The organism is Burkholderia sp. MSMB1589WGS, assembly GCF_001636105.1.
GTDB lineage: Bacteria > Pseudomonadota > Gammaproteobacteria > Burkholderiales > Burkholderiaceae > Burkholderia > Burkholderia humptydooensis.
On sequence record NZ_LNJT01000008.1, the window covers coordinates 420,400 to 444,967 of the forward strand.

The 24,568-nt window shown below is 69.6% G+C and carries 22 protein-coding genes and 1 pseudogene; 9 read left to right on the plus strand and 14 right to left on the minus strand.

The window, feature by feature from the left end:
- The first annotated feature begins 182 nt into the window (after positions 1 to 182).
- Positions 183 to 1,151: an ABC transporter substrate-binding protein gene (locus tag WT16_RS19885; RefSeq protein ID WP_063534911.1), complete on the plus strand. Its 969-nt coding sequence runs from the start codon at positions 183 to 185 to the stop codon at positions 1,149 to 1,151.
- A 157-nt stretch (positions 1,152 to 1,308) separates the two neighbouring features.
- Positions 1,309 to 2,178 carry an MOSC N-terminal beta barrel domain-containing protein gene (locus WT16_RS19890; RefSeq protein WP_063534037.1) on the plus strand — a complete coding sequence of 290 codons (870 nt, stop codon included), beginning with the start codon at positions 1,309 to 1,311 and terminating at the stop codon, positions 2,176 to 2,178.
- Positions 2,179 to 2,298: 120 nt separating this feature from the next.
- Here WT16_RS19890 and WT16_RS19895 read toward each other — a convergent pair whose 3' ends face one another.
- Positions 2,299 to 3,777, minus strand: coding sequence for a sensor histidine kinase (locus WT16_RS19895; protein WP_063534038.1), 1,479 nt, complete (start codon positions 3,775 to 3,777; stop codon positions 2,299 to 2,301).
- Complete coding sequence (locus WT16_RS19900; protein ID WP_006027641.1) at positions 3,774 to 4,445, minus strand: response regulator; 672 nt, start codon at positions 4,443 to 4,445, stop codon at positions 3,774 to 3,776. Before WT16_RS19900 ends, WT16_RS19895 begins: the two co-directional genes overlap by 4 nt.
- A gap of 129 nt (positions 4,446 to 4,574) precedes the next feature.
- Here WT16_RS19900 and WT16_RS19905 point away from each other — a divergent pair, with 129 nt between their 5' ends.
- The 4 genes from WT16_RS19905 (at position 4,575) to WT16_RS19920 (ending at position 9,761) form a co-directional block, all read left to right on the plus strand.
- Entirely contained in the window at positions 4,575 to 5,663 is a 1,089-nt protein-coding gene (locus WT16_RS19905) for an ABC transporter substrate-binding protein (RefSeq protein ID WP_063534912.1), read from the plus strand.
- A 99-nt stretch (positions 5,664 to 5,762) separates the two neighbouring features.
- Positions 5,763 to 7,532: an iron ABC transporter permease gene (locus tag WT16_RS19910; protein WP_063534913.1), complete on the plus strand. Its 1,770-nt coding sequence runs from the start codon at positions 5,763 to 5,765 to the stop codon at positions 7,530 to 7,532.
- Positions 7,525 to 8,592, plus strand: a complete 1,068-nt coding sequence (locus WT16_RS19915) for an ABC transporter ATP-binding protein (protein WP_063534039.1) — start codon at positions 7,525 to 7,527, stop codon at positions 8,590 to 8,592. The genes WT16_RS19910 and WT16_RS19915 overlap by 8 nt, the downstream gene beginning before the upstream one ends.
- Positions 8,593 to 8,669: 77 nt before the next feature.
- Positions 8,670 to 9,761, plus strand: a complete 1,092-nt coding sequence (locus tag WT16_RS19920; protein ID WP_015603562.1) for a porin — start codon at positions 8,670 to 8,672, stop codon at positions 9,759 to 9,761.
- A gap of 149 nt (positions 9,762 to 9,910) precedes the next feature.
- Here the strand turns inward: WT16_RS19920 and hpaI are convergent, their stop codons facing one another.
- From hpaI to WT16_RS19955, 7 genes are all read right to left on the minus strand, one after another.
- Entirely contained in the window at positions 9,911 to 10,726 is an 816-nt protein-coding gene (gene hpaI, locus WT16_RS19925; RefSeq protein ID WP_015602902.1) for a 4-hydroxy-2-oxoheptanedioate aldolase, read from the minus strand.
- Between the two features lie 9 nt (positions 10,727 to 10,735).
- Positions 10,736 to 11,539 carry a 2-oxo-hept-4-ene-1,7-dioate hydratase gene (gene hpaH / locus WT16_RS19930; protein WP_006027647.1) on the minus strand — a complete coding sequence of 268 codons (804 nt, stop codon included), beginning with the start codon at positions 11,537 to 11,539 and terminating at the stop codon, positions 10,736 to 10,738.
- A gap of 22 nt (positions 11,540 to 11,561) precedes the next feature.
- The gene (locus WT16_RS19935) at positions 11,562 to 11,954 is read right to left on the minus strand and encodes a 5-carboxymethyl-2-hydroxymuconate Delta-isomerase (RefSeq protein ID WP_006027648.1); all 393 of its coding nucleotides are present in this window, start codon (positions 11,952 to 11,954) and stop codon (positions 11,562 to 11,564) included.
- 58 nt (positions 11,955 to 12,012) lie between these two features.
- On the minus strand, positions 12,013 to 12,861 hold the full coding sequence (hpaD, locus tag WT16_RS19940; RefSeq protein ID WP_063534040.1) for a 3,4-dihydroxyphenylacetate 2,3-dioxygenase: 849 nt from the start codon (positions 12,859 to 12,861) through the stop codon (positions 12,013 to 12,015).
- 69 nt (positions 12,862 to 12,930) lie between these two features.
- On the minus strand, positions 12,931 to 14,394 hold the full coding sequence (gene hpaE, locus WT16_RS19945; protein WP_063534041.1) for a 5-carboxymethyl-2-hydroxymuconate semialdehyde dehydrogenase: 1,464 nt from the start codon (positions 14,392 to 14,394) through the stop codon (positions 12,931 to 12,933).
- 23 nt (positions 14,395 to 14,417) lie between these two features.
- The gene (locus WT16_RS19950; RefSeq protein WP_041862056.1) at positions 14,418 to 15,182 is read right to left on the minus strand and encodes a fumarylacetoacetate hydrolase family protein; all 765 of its coding nucleotides are present in this window, start codon (positions 15,180 to 15,182) and stop codon (positions 14,418 to 14,420) included.
- Positions 15,179 to 15,868: a fumarylacetoacetate hydrolase family protein gene (locus WT16_RS19955; protein WP_041862055.1), complete on the minus strand. Its 690-nt coding sequence runs from the start codon at positions 15,866 to 15,868 to the stop codon at positions 15,179 to 15,181. Before WT16_RS19955 ends, WT16_RS19950 begins: the two co-directional genes overlap by 4 nt.
- 165 nt (positions 15,869 to 16,033) lie before the next feature.
- Between WT16_RS19955 and hpaR the strand changes: the two genes are divergently transcribed.
- Positions 16,034 to 16,471 carry a homoprotocatechuate degradation operon regulator HpaR gene (hpaR, locus tag WT16_RS19960; protein WP_009914602.1) on the plus strand — a complete coding sequence of 146 codons (438 nt, stop codon included), beginning with the start codon at positions 16,034 to 16,036 and terminating at the stop codon, positions 16,469 to 16,471.
- Positions 16,472 to 16,510: 39 nt separating this feature from the next.
- Here hpaR and WT16_RS19965 read toward each other — a convergent pair whose 3' ends face one another.
- Entirely contained in the window at positions 16,511 to 17,710 is a 1,200-nt protein-coding gene (locus WT16_RS19965) for an SDR family oxidoreductase (protein ID WP_059930349.1), read from the minus strand.
- Positions 17,711 to 17,740: 30 nt separating this feature from the next.
- Positions 17,741 to 17,853, minus strand: a pseudogene (locus WT16_RS35670) (MipA/OmpV family protein); the annotation flags it as partial.
- 249 nt (positions 17,854 to 18,102) lie between these two features.
- Between WT16_RS35670 and bprR the strand changes: the two are divergent.
- Together bprR and WT16_RS19975 are read left to right on the plus strand one after the other, a co-directional pair.
- Positions 18,103 to 18,825, plus strand: coding sequence for a two-component system response regulator BprR (bprR, locus tag WT16_RS19970; protein ID WP_015603072.1), 723 nt, complete (start codon positions 18,103 to 18,105; stop codon positions 18,823 to 18,825).
- Positions 18,826 to 20,154 carry an ATP-binding protein gene (locus WT16_RS19975; RefSeq protein WP_063534042.1) on the plus strand — a complete coding sequence of 443 codons (1,329 nt, stop codon included), beginning with the start codon at positions 18,826 to 18,828 and terminating at the stop codon, positions 20,152 to 20,154.
- 172 nt (positions 20,155 to 20,326) lie between these two features.
- Here the strand turns inward: WT16_RS19975 and WT16_RS19980 are convergent, their stop codons facing one another.
- From WT16_RS19980 to WT16_RS19990, 3 genes are read right to left on the minus strand one after another with little or no spacing between them, the layout of a single operon-like run.
- Positions 20,327 to 21,730 (minus strand): LLM class flavin-dependent oxidoreductase, encoded by a 1,404-nt coding sequence (locus WT16_RS19980; protein ID WP_015602934.1) that lies wholly within the window; start codon positions 21,728 to 21,730, stop codon positions 20,327 to 20,329.
- 42 nt (positions 21,731 to 21,772) lie between these two features.
- The gene (locus tag WT16_RS19985) at positions 21,773 to 22,987 is read right to left on the minus strand and encodes an SfnB family sulfur acquisition oxidoreductase (RefSeq protein ID WP_063534043.1); all 1,215 of its coding nucleotides are present in this window, start codon (positions 22,985 to 22,987) and stop codon (positions 21,773 to 21,775) included.
- Positions 22,988 to 22,991: 4 nt separating this feature from the next.
- Positions 22,992 to 24,230, minus strand: a complete 1,239-nt coding sequence (locus tag WT16_RS19990; RefSeq protein ID WP_015603097.1) for an SfnB family sulfur acquisition oxidoreductase — start codon at positions 24,228 to 24,230, stop codon at positions 22,992 to 22,994.
- Positions 24,231 to 24,568 lie beyond the last annotated feature (338 nt).

Genomic DNA, 24,568 nt, shown 5'->3' on the forward strand with positions numbered 1-24,568 from the left:
TTCCGGACCAATCCGCCGCCCCCCGAATCGCAATCGATCGCGCACATCGCGCCGCGCAGCACGCCGGCGCCCCGAGCGCCGCGATCGCGCCGAACGTCATGCGCAACTCGCCCGGCGCGATCGGCATCGCCCGTCCGCCGCCCGCTCCGCCGCCACGCACGGCCCACACCCCCGACACGCCGATGACCTCGACACCCAACCCCACCCGCCGACGCTTCCTCGCGCACGCCGCCGCAACCGCGCTCGCCGCGCCGCTCGCCGCCCGCGCGCAGGCGGGCGCCCGCCCGCTGCTGAAAGCCGGCGACCAGAAAGGCGGCGTGCGCGCGCTGCTCGAAGCGGCGGACGCGCTCACGGGCATACCCTACGACATCCAATGGACCGAGTTCCCCGCCGCCGCGCCGCTCGCCGAAGCGCTGAACGCCGGCGCCGTCGATTGCGGCCCGATCGGCGACGCCCCGGTGATCTTCGCGCTCGCCTCCGGCGCGCGCGTCAAGGTGATCGGCGCGAACCGCTCGGACCCGTACGGCACCGCGATCGTCGTCGCGCCCGACGCGCCGCTGCGCGGCGCGGCCGATCTGAAGGGCAAGCGCATCGGCACGACGCGCGGCTCGATCGGCCATTTCGTCACGCTGAAGGCGCTCGACGCGGCGGGCCTCGCACCCGCCGACGTCGAATTCCGCTTCCTGCCGCCCGCCGACACGATGCTCGCGCTCGCGAGCGGCTCGGTCGACGCATGGGCGACCTGGGAGCCGTACACCGCGCTCGCGCAAACGAGCGGCCGCGCGCGCGTGCTCGTCGACGGGCGCGGCCTGTGGTCGGGCCTCAGCTACCTCGCGGCGACCGACGCCGCGATCGCCGCAAAGCGCGACGTGCTGCGCGACTTCCTGCAGCGGGCCGCGCGTGCGCAAGCGTGGTCGTATCAGCACGTCGACACCTATTCGGCGACGCTCGCGCGGATCATCGGCATTCCGCCCGCCGCCGCGCGCCTGCAGTTCGAGCGGCGGCGCACGCAATGGCTGCCGATCGACGGAACGATCGTCGCCGAGCAGCAGCGCACCGCGGACTTCTACCTGAAGGCGGGACTGCTGAAGCGCCCGCTCGACGTGCGGCCGACGTTCGATCGCGGCTTCCCGCTCGCGCGCGGCGCGTGACGGATTGCGCCGCCATCGGATGCGCAATGGCCGCGATCCGCTCGGCGCGAAGTGGACGCGCTCGGACGCCAGCGGTTGCGGACACGGGCAATCTGGCAGAATCACGGTTCCGCCGCCATTTTTCCAATCCGTACCGGCCCCCCGGCCCGAGCGCGCCATGCCAGTCATCAGCGAACTTTTCGTCTATCCGATCAAGTCCTGTGCGGGCATTGCGACCATTCGCGCACAGTTGCTCGTCACGGGCCTCGAATACGACCGCAACTGGATGGTCACCGATCCGGCGGGCGCGATGATCACGCAGCGCACGCATCCGCGGCTCGCGCTCGTGCGCACGGCGATCGGCGAGCGCGAGCTCGTCGTCACCGCGCCGGGGATGCCCGAGCTGCGCACGCCGCTCGCGGCGTCGGCGCTCGCGGGCGCCGAGCTGCTCGCGGCAACCATCTGGCGCGACACCGTGAGCGCCCTCGACACCGGCACGCACGCGGCGCGCTGGTTCAGCGATTTCCTCGGCGCGCCCGCGCGGCTCGCGCGCTTCGCGCCCGATGCGCGGCGCGTGGTCGGCGCGAAGTGGACGGGCGCGTTCACGTCGTACGCGCAGTTCGCGGACGGCTTTCCGATCCTCGTCGTCGGCCAGTCGTCGCTCGACGACCTGAACGCGCGGCTGCGCCGCAAGGGCGCGAGCGCGGTGCCGATCAGCCGCTTCCGCCCGAACGTCGTGCTGGCGGGCCTCGACGCATACGAGGAAGACTACGTCGACTACCTCGACGTGCAGACGGACGGCGGCGGCGTGCGCCTGAGCCTCGTGAAGCTGTGCACGCGCTGCCCGGTGCCGACGATCGACCAGCGCACGGGCGCGCCGGACCCCGCGTGGCCGAACGAGCCGACCGACACGATGAGCGTCTATCGCGGCAGCGCGCAGTTCGGCGGCGCGCTGACGTTCGGCAAGAACGCGATCGTCGTGAACGGCGAAGGCGCGTTTCTGGAAGTCGGGCAATCGGTCGACGCGGAGATCGCATTCGGCGATTGACCTGCGACCGATCCGCGCACGTCGCGCGCATGCGTGAGACATGCGGCGGCACGCACCGCCGCCGTTGCGCTCGCGCCAGCCGGTGCGCGACTGTCGGCCACCGAGCGTGACGCCGGGCGTTCACGCCGCGAGAGCCGGCAGCGTGACGCGCACGACGAGCCCGCGGCCGCGCGCCGAATGCTCGGTCGCCCGCCCCTCGTCCGCCTCGCCGCTCCTGCGGCCCGCGCCGCTCTCGTTGCGCTCGCCCGCGGTGTCCGCCTCGTCCAGCTCGACCGCCCCCCGGTGCACGCGCGCGATCTCGCGCACGATCGACAGCCCGAGCCCCGTCCCCTCGACCGCGAGCATCGCGTGGCTCCGGTAGAAGCGCTCGAACACCGCGTCGCGCTCGTCGGGTGCGATCCCCGGCCCGTTGTCGATCACTTCGAGCCGCGCGAGCGCGCCGTCGCGCGCGACCCGCACCGTGATCACCGCGCCGTCGCCCGCGTAGCGGATCGCGTTGTCGATCAGATTGCCGACGAGCTCGCCGAGCAGATCCGCGCGCCCCATCACGTCGACGCCCGCGTGCGCTTCGAAGCCGAGATCGATGCCGCGCGCGCGGGCGACGCCCGACCAGTCGAGCGTCACGCTGCGCGCGAGCTTCGCGAGCGCGACCGGCTTGCGCTCGATCGCCGGCGCGACATCCGATTCGAGCCGCGACAGCGACAGCAACTGCTGGACGATCTTCGCCGCCTGCCGCACCGCGCCGTTCACGCGCCGCAGATGCACGTTCACGCGCTCGCGCTCGGCGGGCCGCAGCGCGAGCTCGACGCCCGCCTGCGCGGCCGCGAGCGGCGTCTTCAACTGGTGCGCGGCGTCGGCGAAGAAGCGCCGCCGCGCGACCTGCATGCGCTGCGTGCGCGCGACGTACTGGTTGATCGATTCGACGAGCGGCGCGACCTCGCTCGGCAGCCCGAGCGTCTCGAGCGGCGTCGGGTCGTCCTCCGCGCGCGCGGCGACCTTCGCCGACAGCCGGTTCAGCGGCCGCAGCCCGCGCCCGACGCCGAGCCACACGATGCCGAGCGCGAGCACGACGAGCAGGCCCTCCTGCAGCAGCGAGCCGACGAGGATCTCGCGCGCGAGCGCCTGCCGCGCCTCGATCGTCTCGCCGACCATCACCCAGACGACGCGCGTCTGCGCGCTCGGCACGTCGTGCACGGGCAGCCGCAGCGCGGCCATCCGCAACTGCTCGCCGCGATAGACGGCGTCGTAGAACGCAGTCGCGTAGAGCGGCGCGCCCGCCGCCGCGCCCGGCATCGGCAGATCGCGGTAGCCGGTGATCGCGCGGCCGTCGTCGCCGCGGATCAGGTAGTAGATCTTGCCGCCGTCGTTCGACTCGAACATCTCGAGCGCGAGATACGGCAGATCGACCTCCACCTCGCCGCCGACGAGCCGCACGCCCTCGCGGATCGACTTCAGCGACGACGCGAGCGTGCGATCGAACGCGACGTGCGCGGCGTTCATCGCGCGCTGGTACGTGAGCCACGAATCGAGCGCGAGCAGCCCGAGGAACGGCAGCAGCAGCCATAGCGCGACCTGCGCGCGCAGATTGAGCCGCGTCACGACGGCTGCGCCTCGAGCAGATAGCCGAGCCCGCGCAGCGTGACGATCGCGACGCCGCTGCCCTCGAGCTTCTTGCGCAGCCGGTGCACGTAGATCTCGATCGCGTCGGCGTTCACCGATTCGTCGAGCCCGAAGATCTTCTCCGACAGCGTCTCCTTGTTGATCGCGCGGCCGTTGCGCAGGATCAGCACCTCGAGCACCGAGCGCTCGCGCGGCGTCAGCGCGAGCGCGTCATTGTTCAGACGAAAGCTCCGGTCGACGCTGTCGAACGCGAGCGGCCCGCATTCGACGCGCCCGTGCTCGTGCCCGAGGCTGCGCCGGATCAGCGCGCGGGCGCGCGCCTCGAGCTCGGTCAGCTCGAACGGCTTCGCGAGATAGTCGTCCGCGCCGAGATCGAGCCCGCGCACGCGGTCCTCCACCGAGCCGTGCGCGGTGAGGATCAGCACGGGCACCGGGTTGCGCCGCGCGCGCAGCCGCCGCAGCACTTCGAGGCCGTCGAGCTTCGGCAGCCCCAGATCGAGAATCACGAGCGCGTAGTCCTGCGTGTGCAGCACGTGGTCGGCGGCCTCGCCGTCCGCCATGTGGTCGACCGCGAAGCGCGCGGAGGAAAGCGCGTCGGCGAGCGACTGCGCGAGGATCGGGTTGTCTTCGACGAGCAGCACGCGCATTAAGCAAAACCTCGGGAAATCCATAATCGAAAGAAAGCGATTGTGACGAAAAATGAAAGCACGCTGAAAGTGCGCACCGCTTACCATCCGCGTCACTCGAACCGAACAAAGACGCAACTGGAGGAAGACATGCATCACGCACCAGCCGGCATCGCCGCCGTTCTTTTCGTCGCCGCAAGCACTGTCTGCGCACAGGTCCCGGCCGGCTATCCGGGTAATTACCAACACGTGATCGACGCGGCGAAGCAGGAAGGCAAGCTCGTCGTCTACTCGACGACCGACACCGCGCTCGTGCGCCCGCTCATCAAGGATTTCGAAAGCCTGTACGGCGTGAAGGTCGAATACAACGACATGAACAGCACCGAGCTTTACAACCGTTACGTCAGTGAAAGCGCCGCGAAAAGCGCGAGCGCCGACGTGCTGTGGAACTCGGCGATGGACCTCCAGGTGAAGCTGGTCAACGACGGGCTGATGGCCGCATACGATTCGCCCGAGACGCCGCACGTGCCGCAATGGGCGCAGTACCAGAAGCTGGCTTACGGCACGACCTACGAGCCGCTCGCGATCGTCTACAACAAGCGGCTGATTCCCGAGCACGACGTGCCGAAGACGCGCGCCGACCTGATCAGGCTGCTGCAGTCGCAGCCCGAGAAGTTCAAGGGCAAGGTGACGACCTACGACATCGAGAAATCGGGCGTCGGCTTCAACTATCTGACGCAGGACGCGCACGTGAACGAAAAGGTCACGTGGGAGCTCGTGCGCGCGATCGGCGCGGCGGGCCCGAAGCTGCAGTCGAGCACGGGCGCGATGATGGAGCGGATCTCGTCGGGCGAGAACCTCGTCGGCTACAACATCATCGGCTCGTATGCATACGCGAAAGCGAAGAAGGACAAATCGATCGGCTACGTGCTGCCGAAGGACTACACGCTCGTCGTGAGCCGCCTCGTGACGATCTCCAGGCAGGCGCAGCATCCGAACGCGGCGAAGCTGTGGGTCGACTATCTGCTTTCGAAGCGCGGCCAGACGCTGATCGCGAACCAGGCGAACCTGTACTCGATCCGCGCGGACGTGTCGGGCGAGACGTCGATGACGAGTCTCGCGCAGGAGTTGGGCGACGCGCTCAGGCCGATCCAGATCGGCTCGGGCCTGCTCGTCTATCTCGACCAGTCGAAGCGCCTCGCGTTCCTCAAGCAGTGGCAGCAGGCGCTCAAGCGCTGAGCCCGCGCGCGTGACGGCGCGCGCGGCGGCCGCCGCGCGCGCCCCTTCCCTTCGTTTTCCTTCTCGTTGACGCGGCCTGCGGGCCGCAAGGGTGAACTCATGCTTACAACCCGCACCGGCCGCCCCTGCGCGCCCATGCCCGGCGCGCTCGGCGGCGGCGCACAGGGCGCGCCGTCGGCGGGCGGACTCTGGCCGCTCGCGGGCATGCTGCGCTGGATCGTCGTCGCCGTCCTGACGATCGCCGTCGCGCTGCCGATCGCGTTCATCGTGTTCCAGAGCCTGTTGTCCGCGCCGTTCTTCGACGCGAACAGAACGCTCGGCGTCGAGGGCTTTCGCTTCATCTTCGGCGATTCCGACTTCTGGTCCGCCGTGAAGAACTCGTTCGTCATCGCGGGCGGGATGCTGTTCATCTCGATTCCGCTCGGCGGCGTCCTCGCGTTCCTGATGGTGCGCACCGATCTGCCCGGCCGCCGCTGGCTGGAGCCGCTCGTGCTCACGCCGGTGTTCGTGTCGCCGATGGTGCTCGCGTTCGGCTACGTCGTCGCGGCGGGGCCGGTGGGCTTCTACTCGGTGTGGTTCAAGGCGCTGTTCGGCGTCGAATCCGTGCCGTGGAACGTCTACTCGATCTTCGCGATCACGGTCATCGTGGGCCTCACGCACGTGCCGCACGTGTACCTGTACGCGTCGGCCGCGCTGCGCAACCTCGGCTCGGACGTCGAGGAAGCGGCGCGCGTCGCGGGCGCGCGGCCGTTTCGCGTCGCGCTCGACGTGAGCCTGCCGATGACGCTGCCCGCGCTGCTCTTCTCCGGCGTGCTCGTGTTCTTCCTCGGCTTCGAGGTGTTCGGGCTGCCGCTCGTGCTCGGCGACCCCGAAGGCCACCTCGTGCTCGCGACGTACCTGTACAAGCTGACCAACAAGCTCGGCGTGCCGTCGTATCACCTGATGGCGGCCGTCGCCGTGTGCATCATCGCGATCACGTTCCCGCTCGTGCTCTTGCAGCGCCACCTGCTGAAATCCGCGAACCGCTACGTGACCGTCAAGGGCAAGGCGGGCCGCGCGACCGTGCTGCCGCTGCGCGCATGGCGCTGGGTCGCGCTCGCGATCGTCGCCGCGTGGCTCGCGCTCACCGTGATCGTGCCGATCTCCGGCATCGTGCTGCGCGCGTTCGTCACGAACTGGGGCGAAGGCGTGCCGCTCGCCGAGGTGCTGACCGTCGCGAACTTCGTCGAGCTGTTCGAGCAGGACAACCTCGTGCGCGCGATCGTCAACACGCTCGGCATCGGCGTGATCGGCGGCGCGCTCGCGATCGGCTTCTATTCGCTCGTCGCGTTCGCGGGCCACCGCCGCCACGACTGGGTCGCGCGCATGCTCGACTACATCGTGCTGCTGCCGCGCGCGGTGCCGGGCCTGCTCGCCGGCCTCGCGTTCCTGTGGATCTTCCTGTTCGTGCCGGGCCTGCGCGAGCTGAAGAGCTCGATGTGGAGCATCTGGATCGCGTACACGGTCGTGTGGCTCGCGTACGGAATGCGCGTGATCCAGAGCGCGCTGCTGCAGGTGGGCCCCGAGCTCGAGGAAGCGGGCCGCAGCGTCGGCGCGACGCGCGCGCGCGTGTCGCTCGACGTGACGCTGCCGCTCGTGCGCTTTGGCCTCCTGGCCGCCTGGCTCCTGATCTTCATGATCTTCGAGCGCGAGTACTCGACGGCCGTCTACCTGCTGTCGCCCGGCACCGAGGTGATCGGCGCGCTGCTCGTGTCGCTGTGGGCGACGGGGGCGGTCGACCAGGTCGCCGCGCTGTCCGTCATCAACATCGCAATGGTCGGCGCGGGACTCGCCGTCGCGTTGCGCTTCGGAGTGAAACTGCATGGATAAGCTCATCGTCGACGATCTGCATCTGAGCTACGGCGCGAACCCGATCCTCAAGGGCGTGTCGTTCGAATTGAACGCGGGCGAGGTCGTGTGCCTGCTCGGCGCGTCGGGCAGCGGCAAGACGACGCTGCTGCGCGCGGTCGCGGGGCTCGAGACGCCGTCGGCCGGCCGCATCCGGCTCGACGAGCGCACCTTCTTCGACGGCGCGAACCGCATCGACCTGCCCGTCGAGGCGCGCTCGCTCGGCCTCGTGTTCCAGTCGTACGCGCTGTGGCCGCACCGCACGGTCGCCGAGAACGTCGGCTACGGGCTCAGGCTGCGCCGCGTCGCATCGGGCGAGATCAAGCGCCGCGTGCAGACCGCGCTCGACCAGCTCGGCCTCGGCCACCTCGCCGGGCGCTATCCGCACCAACTGTCGGGCGGCCAGCAGCAGCGCGTCGCGATCGCGCGCGCGCTCGTCTACAACCCGCCCGTGATCCTGCTCGACGAGCCGCTGTCGAACCTCGACACGAAGCTGCGCGAGGAAGCGCGCGCGTGGCTGCGCGAGCTGATCGTGTCGCTCGGCTTGTCCGCGCTCTGCGTGACGCACGATCAGGCCGAGGCGATGGCGATGTCGGACCGCATCCTGCTGCTGCGCGACGGCCGCATCGAGCAGGAAGGCGCGCCCGCCGAGCTGTACGGCGCGCCGCGCACGCTCTACACGGCCGAGTTCATGGGCAGCAATAACCGGATCGACGCACGCGTCGACGCCGTCGACGGCGAGCGCGTGACGCTCGCGGGCGACGGCTGGCGGCTCGCGGCGCGCGCGCGCGGCGCGCTGCGGCACGGCGAGGACGCGCACGCGGTGATTCGCGTCGAGCGCGTGCAGGTTGCGGACGGCCCCGGCGAGAACCGGCTGCCCGCCGAGCTCGTGGCGTCGATGTATCTCGGCGATCGCTGGGAGTACCTGTTCCATTGCGGCGCGCTGCGGCTGCGCGCGTTCGGCACGGTGCCGCGCGCGGCGGGCCGGCACTGGCTCGAGTTCCCGGCGAACGATTGCTGGGCGTTCGCGAAAGCGGGCTGACCGAGGCCGCGCACGCCGCCCGACGGCGAACGTGCGCGCCCCCTAAAACAACCACCACTCAATCGGAGACACCGAAAATGAAAAAGCATCGCCGCATCGCCGGCACGACTGCGATCTCAGCCGGCCTCGCCGCGTGCGGGAGCCTCTCGGCCGGCCACGCGCTCGCGCAATCGAGCATCACGCTCTACGGGATCATGGACGCGGGCATCGAATACGTGAACCACGCGGCGCCCGACGGCGGCGGCGCGTTCCGGATGAAGTCGGGCAACAAGAACACGTCGCGCTGGGGCCTGCGCGGCGTCGAGGATCTCGGCGGCGGCCTGAAGGCGGTGTTCCGGCTCGAAAGCGGGATCGATCTCGCGAACGGCGCGTTCGACGACGGCCCCGACTCGATCTTCGCGCGGCGCGCGACGGTGGGCCTCAAGGGCAAGTGGGGCGAGCTGACGCTCGGGCGCAACTTCACGGTCACGTACGACTACATGCTGCCGTTCGACCCGATGGGCTACGCGCAGAATTATTCGTGGGCGACGTCGTCGACGGCCACGGGCGGCCGCAAGGACGGCCTCTTCACGCGCTCGTCGAACGCGGTGCGCTACGACGGCGCGTACGGCGGCTTGCGCTTCGGCGCGATGTTCGGCTTCGGCAACGTGCCGGGCAGCGTGAAGACGAGCTCGAAGTACGACTTCGCGCTCGGCTACGAGAGCGGCCCGTTCGCCGCGGTCGTCACGTTCGACCGCCAGAACGGCGCGGCCGACAGCGTGACGCCCGCGGACCCCGTCAACTACGTGCAGGGCATTCACGCGGGCGTCAGCTACGACTTCGGCAACCTGAAGACGATGGCGGGCTACCGCAACTACCGCCGCACGTATCACACGGCGGCGGCGACGCAGTTGAGCGACATGTACTGGATCGGCGGCGCGTACAACTTCACGCCGGCGTTCTCGCTCACGGGCGCGGTCTATCACCAGAACATCAAGGGCGGCGCCGACGCCGATCCGACGCTCGTGTCGCTGCGCGCGCAATACGCGCTGTCGAAGCGCACGGTGCTGTACGCGGCGGGCGGCTTCGCGATCGCGAAGCATGGGCAGAACGTCGGCGTGTCGCGCGATACGCTCGGGTATGCGGATACGCAGGTCGGCGTGACCCTCGGGATGCAGCAGCGGTTCTGATCGAACGGCGCGATGCGCCGCTCACTCATGCGCCGCGATCGCTTCGCGACGGTTGTCGAAAAGCGCGGGATGCGCCCGTCGCCCGAACGGTGACAATCGCCGGCGGCCTCGCCCAAGCGGAATTCGTTTGGGCGCGATGTCGGCTTCGCTCAATACGTCACATCGCCCTCGATCACGCCCGCCCGTTCGCCGCCGGCCGCCGGCCTGAATTGCGCGGCGAGCCGCTCGGCGCCGCGCGCGAGCAGCGTCGTGTCGACGCCGACCGCGACGAACGTCGCGCCGGCTTCGAGATAGCGCCGCGCCGCGCGCTCGTCCGCGCTGAGAATGCCCGCCGCCTTGCCCGCTGCGACGATCGCGGCGATCGCGCGGCCGATCGCCGCCTGCACGTCCGGATGCGCGGGGTCGCCCAGACGCCCGAGATCGGCCGCGAGATCGGCGGGCCCGATGAACACGCCGTCGACGCCGTCGACGCGCGCGATCGCATCGATCGCGTCGAGCCCCGCGCGCGTCTCGACCTGCACGAGCACCGCGATCCGCTCGTTCGCGCGCCGCAGGTAATCGTCGACGCGATTCCAGCGCGACGCGCGCGCGAGCGCGCTGCCGACGCCGCGCACGCCATGCGGCGGATAGCGCGTCGCCGCCACCGCCGCGCGCGCCTCGTCGGCGTTCTGCACCATCGGCACGAGCAGCGTCTGCGCGCCGAGATCGAGCACCTGCTTGACGATGACCGCGTCGTTCCACGGCACGCGCACGACGGGATGCGACGGATACGCGGCGATCGCCTGCAATTGCGCGAGGATCGTCGGCACCGTGTTCGGCGCATGCTCGCCGTCGATCAGCAGCCAGTCGAAGCCCGCGCCCGCGACGACCTCCGCCGCATAGGCGTTCGCCAGCCCGAGCCACAGCCCGATCTGCGCCTGCCCGCGCGCAAGCGCGGCCTTGAACGTGTTCTCAGGAATGCGCATCGTCGTCCGTCATTCGAAGTGGCAATGGATCGCGCCGAGCGGGCCGTAATCGACGTTGAACGTGTCGCCGCTCTGTGCCGCGCACGGCCGCGTGAACGAGCCGCCGAGGATGATCTCGCCCGCGTCGAGCGACACGTCGAAGCGCGCGAGCCGGTTCGCGAGCCACGCGACGCCGTTCGCCGGATGGTTCAGCACGCCCGCCGCGACGCCCGTCTCCTCGACGACGCCGTTGCGCGACATGATCGCCGCGACCCAGCGCAGGTCGACGTCCATCGGCCGCACGGGCCGCCCGCCGAGCACGACGCCCGCGTTCGCCGCGTTGTCGGCGATCGTGTCGAACACCTTGCGCGGGCGCTTCGTGTCCGGATCGATCGACTGGCTGCGCGCATCGATGATCTCGAGCGCGGGCACCACGTAGTCGACCGCGTCGTACACGTCGAACACCGAGCAGTGCGGCCCTTTCAGCGGCTTGCCGAGCACGAACGCGAGCTCGACCTCGACGCGCGGCACGATGAAGCGGCGCGCCGGAATCGTCGCGCCGTCCTCGAAGAACATGTCGTCGAGCAGCGCGCCAAAGTCCGGCTCGTCGATCTGCGACGAAGACTGCATCGCCTTCGACGTGAGGCCGATCTTGTGCCCTTTCAGCACGCGTCCCTCGGCGAGCTTCATGTCGACCCACGTGCGCTGGATCGCGTACGCGTCGTCGATCGTGATCTCCGGGTAGTCGAGCGAGATCTGGCGGATCTGCTTGCGCTCGCGCTCCGCGGCGTGCAGCCGGCGGGCGAGCAACTGGATGGTGGAGGAATCTAGCATTGTCACTGTTGTCGGGATGGGGTCACGCGCCGCGCCGGTAGCGCGCGTGGATGTTGTTGTGCTTGTACGAGCCCGTCTCGCTGAACTCGGCGAGCTCCATCGACAGCGCGAGATAGCGCTGCGCGTAGAGCGCCGCGAAATGCGCCTTGATCGCGTCGAACAGCGCGTCGCACGCGGCCTGTTTCGTCGCGTCGTCGCGGCCCGAGCCGATCTTCAGCGTCACGTGCACGAATGCGTCGTCGGCGGTGCCGTCCGCGACGCAGTAATCCTGCAGCTCGATCGCGCGCGAGCGGATGCCGCCCGTCGGAAACACGCCGCCCTGCGCGATCAGCGTCTCGTTGATCGTCTTGAGCAGCACGGGAATCCGTGCGTCGTCGCGAATGTTCGCGGTGTATTCGACGATGATGTGAGGCATGTCGGTTCTCCGTTTTCTTCAGGATGGCGTTCGGCGCGCGAAGCGAACGGCGCGCCGCTCACGGCAGCGGAAAGATCGCGTTGATCTGCCCCGTGCCCGAGCTCGCGAAGTAGTCGGTCACGATCTCGACCGGCCTGTCGTAGCTGTCCCAGCCGAGCAGGCCGAGCAGCATCGCGGTGTCGTGCATGCCGCCCTCGCCGTGGCAATGCGTGCTGTACTCGGGCAGCATCTTGCAGAACGTCGCGAAATCGCCCTGCTTCCACAGCTCGACCACGCGCAGATCGACCTGCCTGTAGAACTCGCGGCTGATCATGTGGATCGCCTCCTCCGGGCTGCCGTTGTCGTTGAAGCGGTGCGACAGCGAGCCGCTCGCGAAGAACGCGACGTTCGAATCGCTCGCCTCGATCGCGTGCCTGAGCGCCTCGCCGAAGCGGCGGCTTTCGTCGAGCGAGTGCCACACGCACCAGCCGGCGATCGACACGACCTTGAAGTGCCGATCGGCGTTCATGTAGCGCATCGGCACGAGCGTGCCGTACTCGAGCTCGAGGCTGTCGATCTCGTGCGCGCGCGTGCCGATTCCGCGCGCGTTCGCGCTCGCCGCGATCAGATGGCCGAGCGCCGGATTGCCCGGATATTCGTAGCGCATGTCGCGGATGAAGTGCGGCAGCTCGTTGCTCGTGTAGACGCCCGCGAAATGCCCGTTGCAGTTCACGTGATAACCGGCGTTGACGAGCCAGTGCGTGTCGGCGACGACGATCGTGTCGACGCCGAGCGCGCGGCAGCGCTCGCCGATCGCCTGATGGCCGCGGATCGCCTCCGCGCGGCAGCCGTGATGCCGGCCCGGCAGCTCGGACAGATACATCGACGGCACGTGCGTGACCTTCGCGGCAAGTGACAGCTTTCCCATCGTGAGTCTCCTGCCGCGCGGCCGGCCGACGGCCCCGGCGCGCGGCGTATCGTTCGTTGTCGGCGGGCGTCACACGCCCCAGCGGGGAATGTGATGGCCGCCCATCGAGATGCACACGTTCTTGATCTCGGCGAACACCTCGAAGCTGTATTCGCCGCCCTCGCGGCCGGTGCCCGATTCCTTCACGCCGCCGAACGGCTGGCGCAGGTCGCGCACGTTCTGGCTATTGACGAACACCATGCCCGCCTCGATTCCGCGCGCGAGCCGGTGCGCGCGGCCGACGTCCCGCGTCCACAAATACGACGCGAGGCCGTACGACGTGTCGTTCGCCGCGCGCAGCCCGTCCTCCTCGCCGTCGAACGGAATCAGGCACGCAACCGGCCCGAAGATCTCTTCCTGCGCGATGCGCATCCGGTTGTCGACGTCGGCGAACACGGTCGGCCGCACGAAGTTGCCGTTCGCCAGATGCGCGGGCAGGTTCGCCGGCTTGTCCGCGCCGCCCGCGACGAGCCGCGCGCCCTCTTCGACGCCGAGCCGGACGTAGCCCGTCACCTTCTCCCAGTGCGCGCGCGTGATCATCGAGCCCACCTGCGTGTTCTCGTCGGCCGGGTCGCCCACGATCAGGTTGTTCGCGCGCCGCGCGAACTCCGCGACGAACCTGTCGTAGATCGTGCGCTGCACGAAGATCCGCGAGCCCGCCGTGCAGCGCTCGCCGTTGATCGAGAAGATCGTGAAGAGCGACGCGTCGAGCGCGCGGTCGAAATCGGCGTCGTCGAAGATCAGCACGGGCGACTTGCCGCCCAGCTCCATCGAATATTTCTTCAGGCCCGCGCGCTCCATGATCCGCTTGCCCGTCACCGTGCCGCCCGTAAACGACACCGCGCGCACGTCCGGATGCCGCACGAGCGCGTCGCCCGCCGTCGCGCCGTAGCCCTGCACGACGTTCAGCACGCCGGCCGGAATGCCCGCCTCGAGCGCGAGGCGGCCGAGCTGGTCGGCCGTGAGCGGCGAGAGCTCCGACATCTTCAGCACCGCGGTGTTGCCGAGCGCGAGACACGGCGCGGTCTTCCACGTCGCCGTCATGAACGGCACGTTCCACGGCGACACGAGCGCGCACACGCCGACCGGCTGGTACAGCGTGTAGTTCAGCATCTGGTCGTCGACCGGATAGCTGCGGCCGTTCATCCGCGTGCACACTTCGGCGAAGAAGTGGAAATTCTCCGACGCGCGCGGGATCAACTGCTTCCTCGTCTGCGAGATCGGCAGGCCGGTGTCCTGCGTTTCGAGCGCGGCGAGCGCGGGCACGTTGCGCTCGATCAGCTCGCCGAGCTTGCGCATCAGCTTCGCGCGCTCCTTCGCCGGCGTGCCCGCCCATTTCGGAAACGCGTCCTTCGCGGCGCGCACCGCCGCGTCGATTTCCTGCGCGCCGCCCGACGCGACCTCGGCGATCGGCTCGCCCGTCGCCGGATTGAACGTCGTGAACGTTTCCCGGCTGTCGACTTCGCGGCCGCCGATCCAGTGCTTGATGCCCATGCGTCTCTCCTTGTGCGGCGGCGTCAGCCGGCGCGATAGTAATCCGCTTCGCCGACGATCGTGTTGACGAGCCGGCCGATCCCCTCGATCTCGGTCACGACCTCGTCGCCCGGCTTCGTGTCGGCGAGCCCCTCGGGCGTGCCGGTCAGGATCAGGTCGCCGGGCGAGAGCGTCATGAATCCGCTGATGTATTCGATCAGCGACGCGACGTCGAAGATCATGTCGCGCGTGTTGCCGCGCTGCGTCTCGACGCCGTTGACCGTCGTGCGCAGCGCGAGATTCGACGCGTCGCCGATCTCGTCGCGGCTCACGAGCCACGGGCCAAGCGGCGTGCATGTGTCGCGATTCTTCACGCGCAGGTTCGGCCGGTAAAAGTTCTCCAGATAGTCGCGAACCGCGTAATCGTTGCCGATCGTGTAGCCGAGCACATGGTCGAGCGCCTGCGCGCGCGCGACGCGCCGCGCCTCGCGGCCGATCACGACCGCGAGCTCGCACTCGTAATGCATGTGCGTGGCGTCGGCGGGCCGCACAGTTTGCGCGCGGTGGCCGACGAACGTGTTCGGCCCTTTCAGGAAGATGAGCGGCTCGGCGGGCGCGCTGAACGCGAGCTCCTTCGCGTGATCGGCATAGTTCAGGCCGAGCGCGAACGTCGTGCGCGGCACGATGGGCGGCAGCCACGAGACGTCCGTCTCGGCAAGCACGCGCCCGGTATCGAGCCGCACGCGCCCTTCGCCCGCCGGCTCGGCCGCGTGCAGCGCGCCGTTGAATACGATGCGCGCGGTCTTCATCGCGCCCCCTCCGCGATCAACGTGTGACGCAGCGTGCCGATGCCCGGCGCGTCGATCTCGATCGCGCTGCCCGCCGCCGCGCGCGGCGCGTTCGGGCCGACGCCGACGAGCAGCACGTCGCCCGCGTCGAACGACATGAACGCCGATACGTCGGCGATCAGCCGCGCGACCGGGCGGATCAGGTTCGCGGTGCTCGCCTCGTAGCGCCGCTCGCCGTCCACGCGCACCGTCACCACGAGCGCGTCCGCGTCGCGGATGCTTGCGCGTGCAACGATCGCCGGCCCGAGCGGGCAAAAGCCGTCGCGGCACTTGAAGCGCACCGCCGGCCGGTAATAATCGGGATGCGGAATCGACACGTCGCTTGCAAGCGTAAAACCTTCAACGAAGTCGAGCGCCTGCTCGGCTGGCACGCGCGTCGTGCGGCGCGCGAACACGACGCCGACCGACGCGCCGATTTCGAGCGCGTCGACGCCCGCCGGCACGACGACGGCCGCGCCGTCGCCCGCGTGCGTGTTCGCGGGCTTCACGTACAGCACGGGCGCCCGCGGCGGCTGGTTGTACGGCGGCGCGTGCACCGCGTCGCCAAGCGCCGCGAGCGCGCCGCGATCGTTGAGCAGCGCGCCGTAGACGGCGCCGATCGGCACCGTCGCGACGCGCGCGCCGCGTTCGACGAGAGACAGCTCCATGCGATTCATCCTCCGCCGCGTCGCGCGGCCGGGTCAATTGATTAACATATTAACTACAGCATGCGAAAAGAACAACCGCGATAACCCTGATAACCCTGATAAGGCGGTCACCGACGATTTTCGCCCTGCTAAGATTGATGGATCAACTGCCCTTCCAGGACCCTCATGAATCGTAAGTTCGATCACCGCAATCTGGCCATGCTGCTGCTCGAGGCCCGCGAAACGTTGATGGGCCGGTTCCGGCCGATCCTGAAGGAATTTGCGCTGACGGAGCAGCAATGGCGGATCATTCGCGTGCTGGACGGCGAACCGTCTCATGAGCTCGAAGCCGGGCAGATCGCGAAGCGCTGCTGCATCCTGAGCCCGAGCCTCACGGGCGTGCTGGAGAGAATGGAGCGCGACGGCCTGATTCGCCGCACGCGCGCGCAGGAGGATCAGCGCAGGCTGATCGTCAGCCTGACGCCGCAGAGTCGTCAGCTCGTCACGCAGATCGGCCCGCGCATCGACGAGCAGTATCGGCTCCTCGAGCAGCGCTTCGGCGCGGATGCGCTCCGCGAGGTGTACGCGGCGCTCGACAAGCTGATCGAAGTCGGCGGCTCGTGACGCGCGGCCGCCGCGCGCAAGTCCAGGGTCTGTTCGCGCTCATGACAGGCTTGCGCCGGCAGCCGTCCGCGGCATCTGCGCAAGCACGTCGACGCCGCGCGACGTGCGCATGCATTCGTTCACGTAATCGACGAACGGCAGCGGCTCGAAATCGATCTCGCGGCGCACGCGCGCGTTGTCGAACACATGGTCGAGCTCGGCGAACGCGGCGTAAGACTGCAACGCGCGCCGGATCACGCGCTCGCGCGCGGCGTCGCGGCGGCCGAGCACGTCGCGCGCGATCGAAGGAAACTCGGCGGACGAGCAGAGCGCGTAGCGCGGCTCGTCGTCGAGGCCCACCGCCTCGTCCATCGCGCGCACGATCTGTGTGACGGTCGGCGCTTCGTCGCCCGCCGACACGTGGTACGTATCGTGCGCGAGCGACGGCTTGAGCGCGAGCAGCATCAGCGCGCGCGCGCAGTCGTCCACCGCGATCACGTCGATGCGCGCCATCGGCCGCGCGGTGAAGCGGCGCGCCGCGTGAACGATCCGGAACATCCAGAACGTGCTCGCCGACGGCTGCGTGCCGAGCAGCGTGTGCCCGACGACGCACGACGGCCGCACGACGACGAGCGGCAGGCCGAGCGCGCGCAGTTGCGCTTCCGCGTCGCGCTTGCCGCGCGTATACGGCCCGACATCGATCTCGCGGCCGCGCGCCGGCGTATCGTCCTCGTGGATCGTGCCGCGGGCCCTGATCCCGCAGGCGAACGCCGCGCCGACATGCACGAAGCGCTGCAGCCGCCGGCTGCCCGCGAAGCGGCGCGCGAAGTGCAGCGTCGCGTCGACGTTCGTCTCGTTGACGACGCTCGCATCGGCGAGCGACGCGACGCCCGCGCAATGGATCACGTGCGATGCGAGCGCGATGCGCGCCGCGTCCGCATCGGCGAGCGCGCCGTCGAGCTCGCCCGCGATCACGTTCGCCTCGGTCAGCCGCTCGGCCCAGTAAGGCGCGAGCCCGCTCTTGAGCGCCGCCGCGCGCAGCCGCGCGAGCGCGTGCGCGCGGTCGCACGCGCGCACGACGCACACGACGCGATCGAGCAGCCCGGCGTTGACGAGCGACACGAGCACCGCGCCGCCGATGAAGCCGGTCGCCCCGGTAAGCACGATCCGGTCGACGTGCGCGGCCGCGGCGGGCGCGCTCGCGGGCGACACGAGGCCCGCCCGCCAGGTAAGCGAAAGCGCGGTTTTCCAGATCAGCACGATGGGCACCTCCTTCTTCAGAATCAGAAACATCACCGAGCCCGGCGCGTGCCCATGCCCTTCATATAATCCGGGCCCGGCCGGTTGAAGCGGCTCTCGTCCGCGCAGCCGTCGTCATGACTCACCGCGGCCGCGACGGACATGAAGGCCGCGAACGGCACGCAATACCGGAGGGAGTGAAGGGATGGCCGCGCGGTGCCGGGAAAGAGCCAGGGAGTCCGCAGTCTAGGTTCGGGCGCCCGGCGAATCTGTCCCGAATGTTTCGGGAATATGTGCGGATTTGTGTCCGATTGTCGGCGATTGTTGTGGCCGTCCCCGGCGGCCGGCGCGCGCGGCTAGAATGCGCGTGCCCTGCCCGCGCTTCGCGCGCGCAGCCCCTTGCCGAGGAAACCATGAACGAAGTGCCGCTCAAATACCGGGTGCTGCTGATCGAAGACGACGATCGCCTCGCGCAATTGATCCGCGAGTATCTCGACAGCTACGAATTCTCGGTGACGGTGGTCCGGCGCGGCGACCTCGCCGTCGGGGCCGTGCGCGAGCATCAGCCCGCGCTCGTGATACTCGACCTGATGCTGCCGCATCTCGACGGCATGGAAGTGTGCCGCCGCATCCGCGGGTTCTCGAACGTGCCGGTGCTGATCCTGACCGCGCGCTCGGACGTCTACGATCAGGTGGCCGGCCTCGAGACGGGCGCCGACGACTACGTGACGAAGCCGATCGAGCCGCGCGTGCTCGTCGCGCGCGCACGCGCGTTGCTGCGCCGCGCGCAGCCGGGCGCGAGCGTCGAATCGCCCGCGAGCGAGACGCTCGTGTTCGGCGAGCTTGCGATCTCGCCGCCGAACCGCACGGTCACGTGGCGCGGCGAGCCCGTCGACCTGAAGACGGCCGAGTTCAACCTGCTGCTGATCCTCGCGCGCTCGGCAGGCACCGTGCTGAGCCGCGACGACATCCTCAAGCAATTGCGCGGCATCGAGTTCGACGGCCTCGACCGCTCGGTCGACTCGGGCATCTCGAAGCTGCGGCGCCGGTTCGAGGACGCCTCGTCCGAGCCGCACAAGATCAAGACGATCTGGGGGCGCGGCTATCTGTTCAGCCCGTCCGCGTGGGACGACTGAATGCTGCGCTCGCTCGTCAGGCTGTATCTCGTCGTGGTCGTCTGCGCAGCGGCGGCGATCCTTTTCATCAACACGTCGTTCACGCGCTTCTTCTACGACCGGATGTCGAGCGCCGCGCGCGAGACGCTCAGCACCTACGCGTTCGTGCTGAACGATTATCTCGAGCGCCATCCGGGCGAGTCGCGCCAAGGCGCGCTGCGCGAGCTCGCGAAGCACGGCAACGAGGGCTTCGGCTTCATGTCGATCGACGACGCGCGCAAGCTGCTGAGCGCCGAGCAGCGGCGCGATCTCGACCGCGGCGAGATCGCGATCAGCTACGACGGCAAGGACTATTTCATGCCGCTCGTCGACGGCACCGTGCTGCACGCGCGCCCGGACGAGCCGCCCAGCCTCGACATCCAGATCTACGCGTACCTGACCGTCGCGCTCGCGACGCTGCTCGCCGTCGCGCTGTGGATCCACTACCACTGGCGCGACCTGCGCAAGCTCGAGGCGGCCGCGCGCGCGTTCGGCAACGGCCGGCTGTCGACGCGCGCCGAGCTGTCGCGCAAGTCGAACATCTACGAGCTGTCGCAGCAGTTCAACGACATGGCGAAACGGATCGAGGCGTCGATCCAGCAGCAGCGCGAGATGATGCATGGCATCTCGCACGAGCTGAAGACGCCGCTCGCGCGTCTCGAGTTCGGCCTCGCGCTGCTCACGTCGCCGGATGCGACCGAGCGCATGCGCGAGCGGCAGGAGGCGCTTCGCCGCGACGTGCGCGAGCTCGACGAGCTCGTCACCGAGCTGCTGACGATCGGCCGGCTCGAACAGGGCGAGCGGCATCTCGCGCTGATGCAGGTGATGGTCGCGGAGCTGATCGACAGCGTCGCGGCGAGCGTCGCGCACGACATCGCCGATCGCCGGCTCACGCTCGACGTGGCGGCGCGCGGCGCGCCCGCGTGCCACGTGTGCGATGCGAAGCTCGTCGCGCGCGCGCTGCTGAACCTGATTCGCAACGGCATGCGCTATGCGTCGTCGACGATCTCGCTGCGGGCGGCGCTCGGCGAAGCGGGCGCGCTCGTGCTGACTGTCGACGACGACGGCCCCGGCATTCCGGCAGCCGACCGCGACCGCGTGTTCGAACCGTTCCACCGGCTCGATTCGAGCCGCGACCGGCTAACGGGCGGCTTCGGCCTGGGCCTCACGATCGTGCGGCGCGTCGCGCTCGCGCACGGCGGTGACGTGCGGCTCGACGACTCACCGCTCGGCGGCGCGCGCTTCGTGATCACGCTGCCCGCGCTCGATGCGCCGGCTCGCGAGCAGAAGGCGCGAAGCGCGGCTGCGTGACGACGCAAGGCGCGAACGCCTGCCGGACTCGGCGGATTCGGCGATCGGCGCGGGCGCGCCGGCAACGCAGGCCGGCGGCCGCCGAGCCTCGACTCGACGCCCGGCATCGCGCGCCCGATCATCGTCCTCGGATCGCCGCCGACCGACCGGCGACGCCGCGGCCTGCTCGCCGTCACTCCCCCGCCGCGATCCGCTCGGCCGCCGCGTGCTCGCCGCCGACGCGATAGCGCGCGGCCGGATGCGGCGCCGCGAGCCGCGGCCCCGCGCGATGCAGCTTCTCGCGCAGCGTGCCCGGCGCATAGTCGGTCTGATAGACGCCGCGCCGCTGCAGTTCCGGCACGACGAGCTCGACGACGTCGACGAACGTCTCCGGCGTCACCGCGTACGCGAGGTTGAAGCCGTCGACGTCGGTCTCGTCGACCCACGATTGCAGATCGTCGGCGATCTCGCGCGCGTCGCCGACCGACACCGGCCCGAGTCCGCCGATGCCGCCCCAGCGCGCGATCTCGCGCACGGTCCACTGGCGCGTCGGATCGGCGCTCGACAGCGCCTCGACGGCCGACTGGATCGCATTGCTCTCGACGTGCTCGAGCGGCGCGTCGAGGTCGTATTTCGACAGATCGATCCCGGTCCAGCCGGACATCAGCGCGAGCGCGCCCTCGTCGCTCGCGTAGCGGCGATAGTCGGCGTGCTTCGCGTGCGCGTCGGCCGACGTGCGGCCCGTGATCACCGTGTGCAGGTTGAAGATCAGCACGTCGCGCGGATCGCGGCCGAACTGCTTCACGCGCTCGCGGATGTCGGCGACGAACGCCTTCAGGATCGTGCGCGACGGCGCGGCGACGAAGATGCACTCCGCATGCTGCGCGGCGAAGTCCTTGCCGCGCCGGGACGCGCCCGCCTGATAGAGCACCGGCGTGCGCTGCGGCGACGGCTCGCACAGATGGATGCCGGGCACGTCGTAATGGCGGCCGCGATGGCCGACCGGATGCACCTTCGACGGCTCGGCGAACACGTGGCGCGCGGCGTCGCGCACGACGGCGTCGTCTTCCCACGAGCCTTCCCACAGCTTGTAGCAGACCTCGAGATACTCGTCGGCGATCGCGTAGCGCTCGTCGTGATTCGTCTGCTGCGGCAGCCCGAGGTTGCGCGCGGCGCTGTCGAGGTACGACGTGACGACGTTCCAGCCGACGCGCCCGCCCGTCAGATGATCGAGCGTCGACATGCGCCGCGCGAACGGATACGGATGCTCATACGACAGCGAGCACGTGACGCCGAAGCCGAGATGCCGCGTCGCGGCCGCCATCGCGGACACGAGCAGGATCGGATCGTTGACGGGCACCTGCGCGCCCTGCCGGATCGCCGCTTCGCCGCTGCCCTGATAGACGTCGTAGATGCCGAGCACGTCGGCGATGAACAGGCCATCGAACTTGCCGCGCTCCAGCAGTTGCGCGAGCCCGGTCCAGTAGCTCAGTTCGCGATAGCGCCACGACTCGTCGCGCGGATGCGCCCAGAGCCCCGGCGACTGATGGCCGACGCAGTTCATGTCGAAGGCGTTGAAACGGATCTGTCGGGTCATGGTGAAGCGTTCTCTCGATTCGGTCGATGCGCGGCTATCGCGTCACAACGCGCCGTGGCGCGGCGGCAGCGTGTCGTTCAGGTAGTAATCGGCGATCGCGATGTATTTCCAGCGCACCGGATCGTGCAGCGTGTGCGTGCGCGCATTGCGCCAGTGGCGATCGAGCGCGTGCTCGGCGAGCGTGCCCTGCGTGCCCGCGAGCTCGACGAGGCGCGACGACGCCGCGAGCGCGATCTCGGTCGTCGCCGCGCGCGCCTTCGCGACCGCGATCGACGCGGCCGCGACCGTGCGCTCGTTCGCATCGTCGATCGCCGCGTCCACGCGCATGCCCGCGCGCTCGGTCAGCGCGCCGGCCGCGTCGAGGTCGACTGCGAGCCTGCCGAAGATCACGAGCGCGAGCGGATCGTCGCTCGCGCGCGCGACGCCGCTGTCGATCCACGGCCGCGCGCGTTCGCGCACGAAGCGGCGCGCGTCGGCGAACGCGGCGCGCGCGATGCCGAGATCGACGGCCGCGTGCAGCAGTTGGCCGAGCGGGCCGACCGGCGTCGGCTTCGCGTCGAACGCGTCGCTGTACGGCACGACGGCCGATGCGTCGACATACACGTCGTCGAGCCGCGTCGTGCCGCTGCCCGTCGTGCGCTGGCCGAAGCCGTTCCAGTCGTCGTCGACCGTGAGGCCCGGCGCGCGCGCCGGCGCGAACGCGACGTGCAGCCGGTCGTTCGCGTCCTTCGCGACGACCGGAATCCAGTGCGCGAAGAGCGCGCCCGTCGAATAGAACTTGCGGCCGTTGAGCCGGAAGCCCGCGCCGTCGGGCGTGATCGTCGTCCGGTAGTCGCGCACGTGCTTCGTGCCGCGCTCGGACAGCGCGTTGCCGAAGCGCTCGCCCGCGAGCGCGCGCTCGAAGTAGAAGCGCTGCTGCGCGCGCGTGCCGTTCACGCGCAGCACTTCGAGCATGAAGAAATGGTTCTGCGGAATCTGGCCGATCGCGGGATCGGCCTCCGACACGATCGCCGTGACCTCCGCGAGCGTCGCCGCCGACACCGCCGCGCCGCCGAATTCGCGCGGCACCGCGATGCCCCAGAGGCCCGTTGCCGAATACGCGTCGAGCTCAGCGTGCGGCAGACGGCGCTCGCGATCGCGCGCGGCGGCGTCGGGCGCGATCGTCGCCGCGAACGCGCGGGCCGCGTCGAGCGCGTCGGCGTCGCTCGAAATCCGTCGCGCCGCACGCGCGACGGCCGGCTGCGTGATCGCGTTCATCGGCTCAGTTCCATGCGTGGCGCGCGGGCGCGACGCCGTTCAGATAGTAGTTGCCGACGAGGTGATATTTCCAGCGCACCGGGTCGTGCAGCGTATGCGTGCGCGCGTTGCGCCAGTGGCGGTCGAGGCCGTGCTCGGCGAGCGTCGCCTGCGTGCCGGCGAGCTCGAACAGCTTCTCGCTTGCGAGCAGCGCGATCTCGGTCGTCAACACCTTCGCCTCGCCCACCGCAACCGATGCGCGCGCGACGTCGTCCTCGGAGACTTCGCGTTGCGCGGCGAGCGCATCGAGCGTGCGCGCCGCGCGTTCGAGCAGCGCATCGGCCGCGTGCAACTGGATCACGAGGCGGCCCGTCTCGCGAATCGTCAGCGGATCGTCGGCCGCGCGCTCGACGCCGCTGTCGATCCACGGCCGCGAGCGCTCGCGCACGAAGCGCAGCGTGTCGTCGAGCGCCGCGTGCGCGATGCCCGCGTCGATCGCCGCCTGAATGATCTGCGACAGCGGGCCGTTCAGCGTCGGCTGATCCGACACGCGGTGCGCGGCAAACACATGCGACGCCGGCACGCGCACGTTGTCGAGCCTGACCGTGCCGCTCGCGGTCGTCCGCTGGCCGAAGCCCGACCAGTCATCGATCACCGAGAGCCCGGGCGTGCCCTTCGGAATGTACGCGAGCCAGCCCTTGCGATCGTCGTCGATCCCGAGCACCGGCACGTAATGCGCGAACAGCGCGCCCGTCGAATAGAACTTCGTGCCGTCGACGCGATAGCCGTCGCCGTCGCGAATCACTTTCGTCTTCAGGTCGAGCACGTTCTTCGTGCCCTTCTCCGAGAAGCCGTTACCGAATCGCTTGCCCTTCAGAATCTCGCCGAAGAAGAAGCGCTTCTGCTCGTCGGTGCCCGTGAGCGCGATCACGTCGACGAGGCCGAAGTGGTTCTGCGGCAGTTGTCCGAGCGACGGGTCCGCGGCCGCGACGCGCTTCACGACCTCGGTCAGCGTCACGTGCGACACGCCCGCGCCGCCATACGCCTTCGGCACCGTGATCGCCCAGAGGCCCGATTGCGAGAACCAGTCGATTTCGTCGTAGGGCAGCCTGCGCTCACGATCGCGCTCGGCCGCGCCTGGCGCGAGCCGCTCGGCGAGCGCGCGCGCGGCGTCGATCGCCTCGGCGTCGCTCGCGATTAGATGCGCGTCTCGCGCGGGCTCGCCGCGCGCGGTTTGGACGGCCGTCTCATAGATCGCGGACATGCGTGTCTCCGTTGAAGAACAAGGGACCAATCTATCAACGGGGCTTGCCGCGACCAACCGATCGATTCGGGAAACGTTATTCCGGACCCCGGAAAATGCGCATCGCACACGCTGCTTTGGCGACGCGCGCAACCGCGTGCGCGCGGCAAATCGACGCGCCCGATAACGCGATGCAATCGGGCCGACATGACATGCGTGTGCACGCATCGCTCATGAAAACACCTGATTGCGCAGACAAGCCCGTTCACGGCACGCTATGCGCAACCGTTTCGCACGCGCCGCCCAGTGCAGCGCAACGCGATCCGCGTCAATCTTTTTGTGACGCCGCTTGCGTTCCG

What these genes read in the sequence shown, in the direction of transcription:
- WT16_RS19910 (WP_063534913.1), top strand. Translation starts at nt 5,763, where the DNA reads ATGCTTACAACCCGCACCGGCCGCCCCTGCGCGCCCATGCCCGGCGCG.
- WT16_RS19980 (WP_015602934.1), bottom strand. Translation starts at nt 21,730, where the DNA reads ATGACCCGACAGATCCGTTTCAACGCCTTCGACATGAACTGCGTCGGC.
- hpaH (WP_006027647.1), bottom strand. Translation starts at nt 11,539, where the DNA reads ATGCTAGATTCCTCCACCATCCAGTTGCTCGCCCGCCGGCTGCACGCC.
- WT16_RS19955 (WP_041862055.1), bottom strand. Translation starts at nt 15,868, where the DNA reads ATGGAGCTGTCTCTCGTCGAACGCGGCGCGCGCGTCGCGACGGTGCCG.
- hpaE (WP_063534041.1), bottom strand. Translation starts at nt 14,394, where the DNA reads ATGGGCATCAAGCACTGGATCGGCGGCCGCGAAGTCGACAGCCGGGAA.
- WT16_RS19915 (WP_063534039.1), top strand. Translation starts at nt 7,525, where the DNA reads ATGGATAAGCTCATCGTCGACGATCTGCATCTGAGCTACGGCGCGAAC.
- WT16_RS19990 (WP_015603097.1), bottom strand. Translation starts at nt 24,230, where the DNA reads ATGTCCGCGATCTATGAGACGGCCGTCCAAACCGCGCGCGGCGAGCCC.
- hpaI (WP_015602902.1), bottom strand. Translation starts at nt 10,726, where the DNA reads ATGCGCATTCCTGAGAACACGTTCAAGGCCGCGCTTGCGCGCGGGCAG.
- WT16_RS19975 (WP_063534042.1), top strand. Translation starts at nt 18,826, where the DNA reads ATGCTGCGCTCGCTCGTCAGGCTGTATCTCGTCGTGGTCGTCTGCGCA.
- WT16_RS19935 (WP_006027648.1), bottom strand. Translation starts at nt 11,954, where the DNA reads ATGCCTCACATCATCGTCGAATACACCGCGAACATTCGCGACGACGCA.
- WT16_RS19985 (WP_063534043.1), bottom strand. Translation starts at nt 22,987, where the DNA reads ATGAACGCGATCACGCAGCCGGCCGTCGCGCGTGCGGCGCGACGGATT.
- hpaR (WP_009914602.1), top strand. Translation starts at nt 16,034, where the DNA reads ATGAATCGTAAGTTCGATCACCGCAATCTGGCCATGCTGCTGCTCGAG.
- WT16_RS19920 (WP_015603562.1), top strand. Translation starts at nt 8,670, where the DNA reads ATGAAAAAGCATCGCCGCATCGCCGGCACGACTGCGATCTCAGCCGGC.
- WT16_RS19900 (WP_006027641.1), bottom strand. Translation starts at nt 4,445, where the DNA reads ATGCGCGTGCTGCTCGTCGAAGACAACCCGATCCTCGCGCAGTCGCTC.
- hpaD (WP_063534040.1), bottom strand. Translation starts at nt 12,861, where the DNA reads ATGGGAAAGCTGTCACTTGCCGCGAAGGTCACGCACGTGCCGTCGATG.
- bprR (WP_015603072.1), top strand. Translation starts at nt 18,103, where the DNA reads ATGAACGAAGTGCCGCTCAAATACCGGGTGCTGCTGATCGAAGACGAC.
- WT16_RS19890 (WP_063534037.1), top strand. Translation starts at nt 1,309, where the DNA reads ATGCCAGTCATCAGCGAACTTTTCGTCTATCCGATCAAGTCCTGTGCG.
- WT16_RS19905 (WP_063534912.1), top strand. Translation starts at nt 4,575, where the DNA reads ATGCATCACGCACCAGCCGGCATCGCCGCCGTTCTTTTCGTCGCCGCA.
- WT16_RS19885 (WP_063534911.1), top strand. Translation starts at nt 183, where the DNA reads ATGACCTCGACACCCAACCCCACCCGCCGACGCTTCCTCGCGCACGCC.
- WT16_RS19950 (WP_041862056.1), bottom strand. Translation starts at nt 15,182, where the DNA reads ATGAAGACCGCGCGCATCGTATTCAACGGCGCGCTGCACGCGGCCGAG.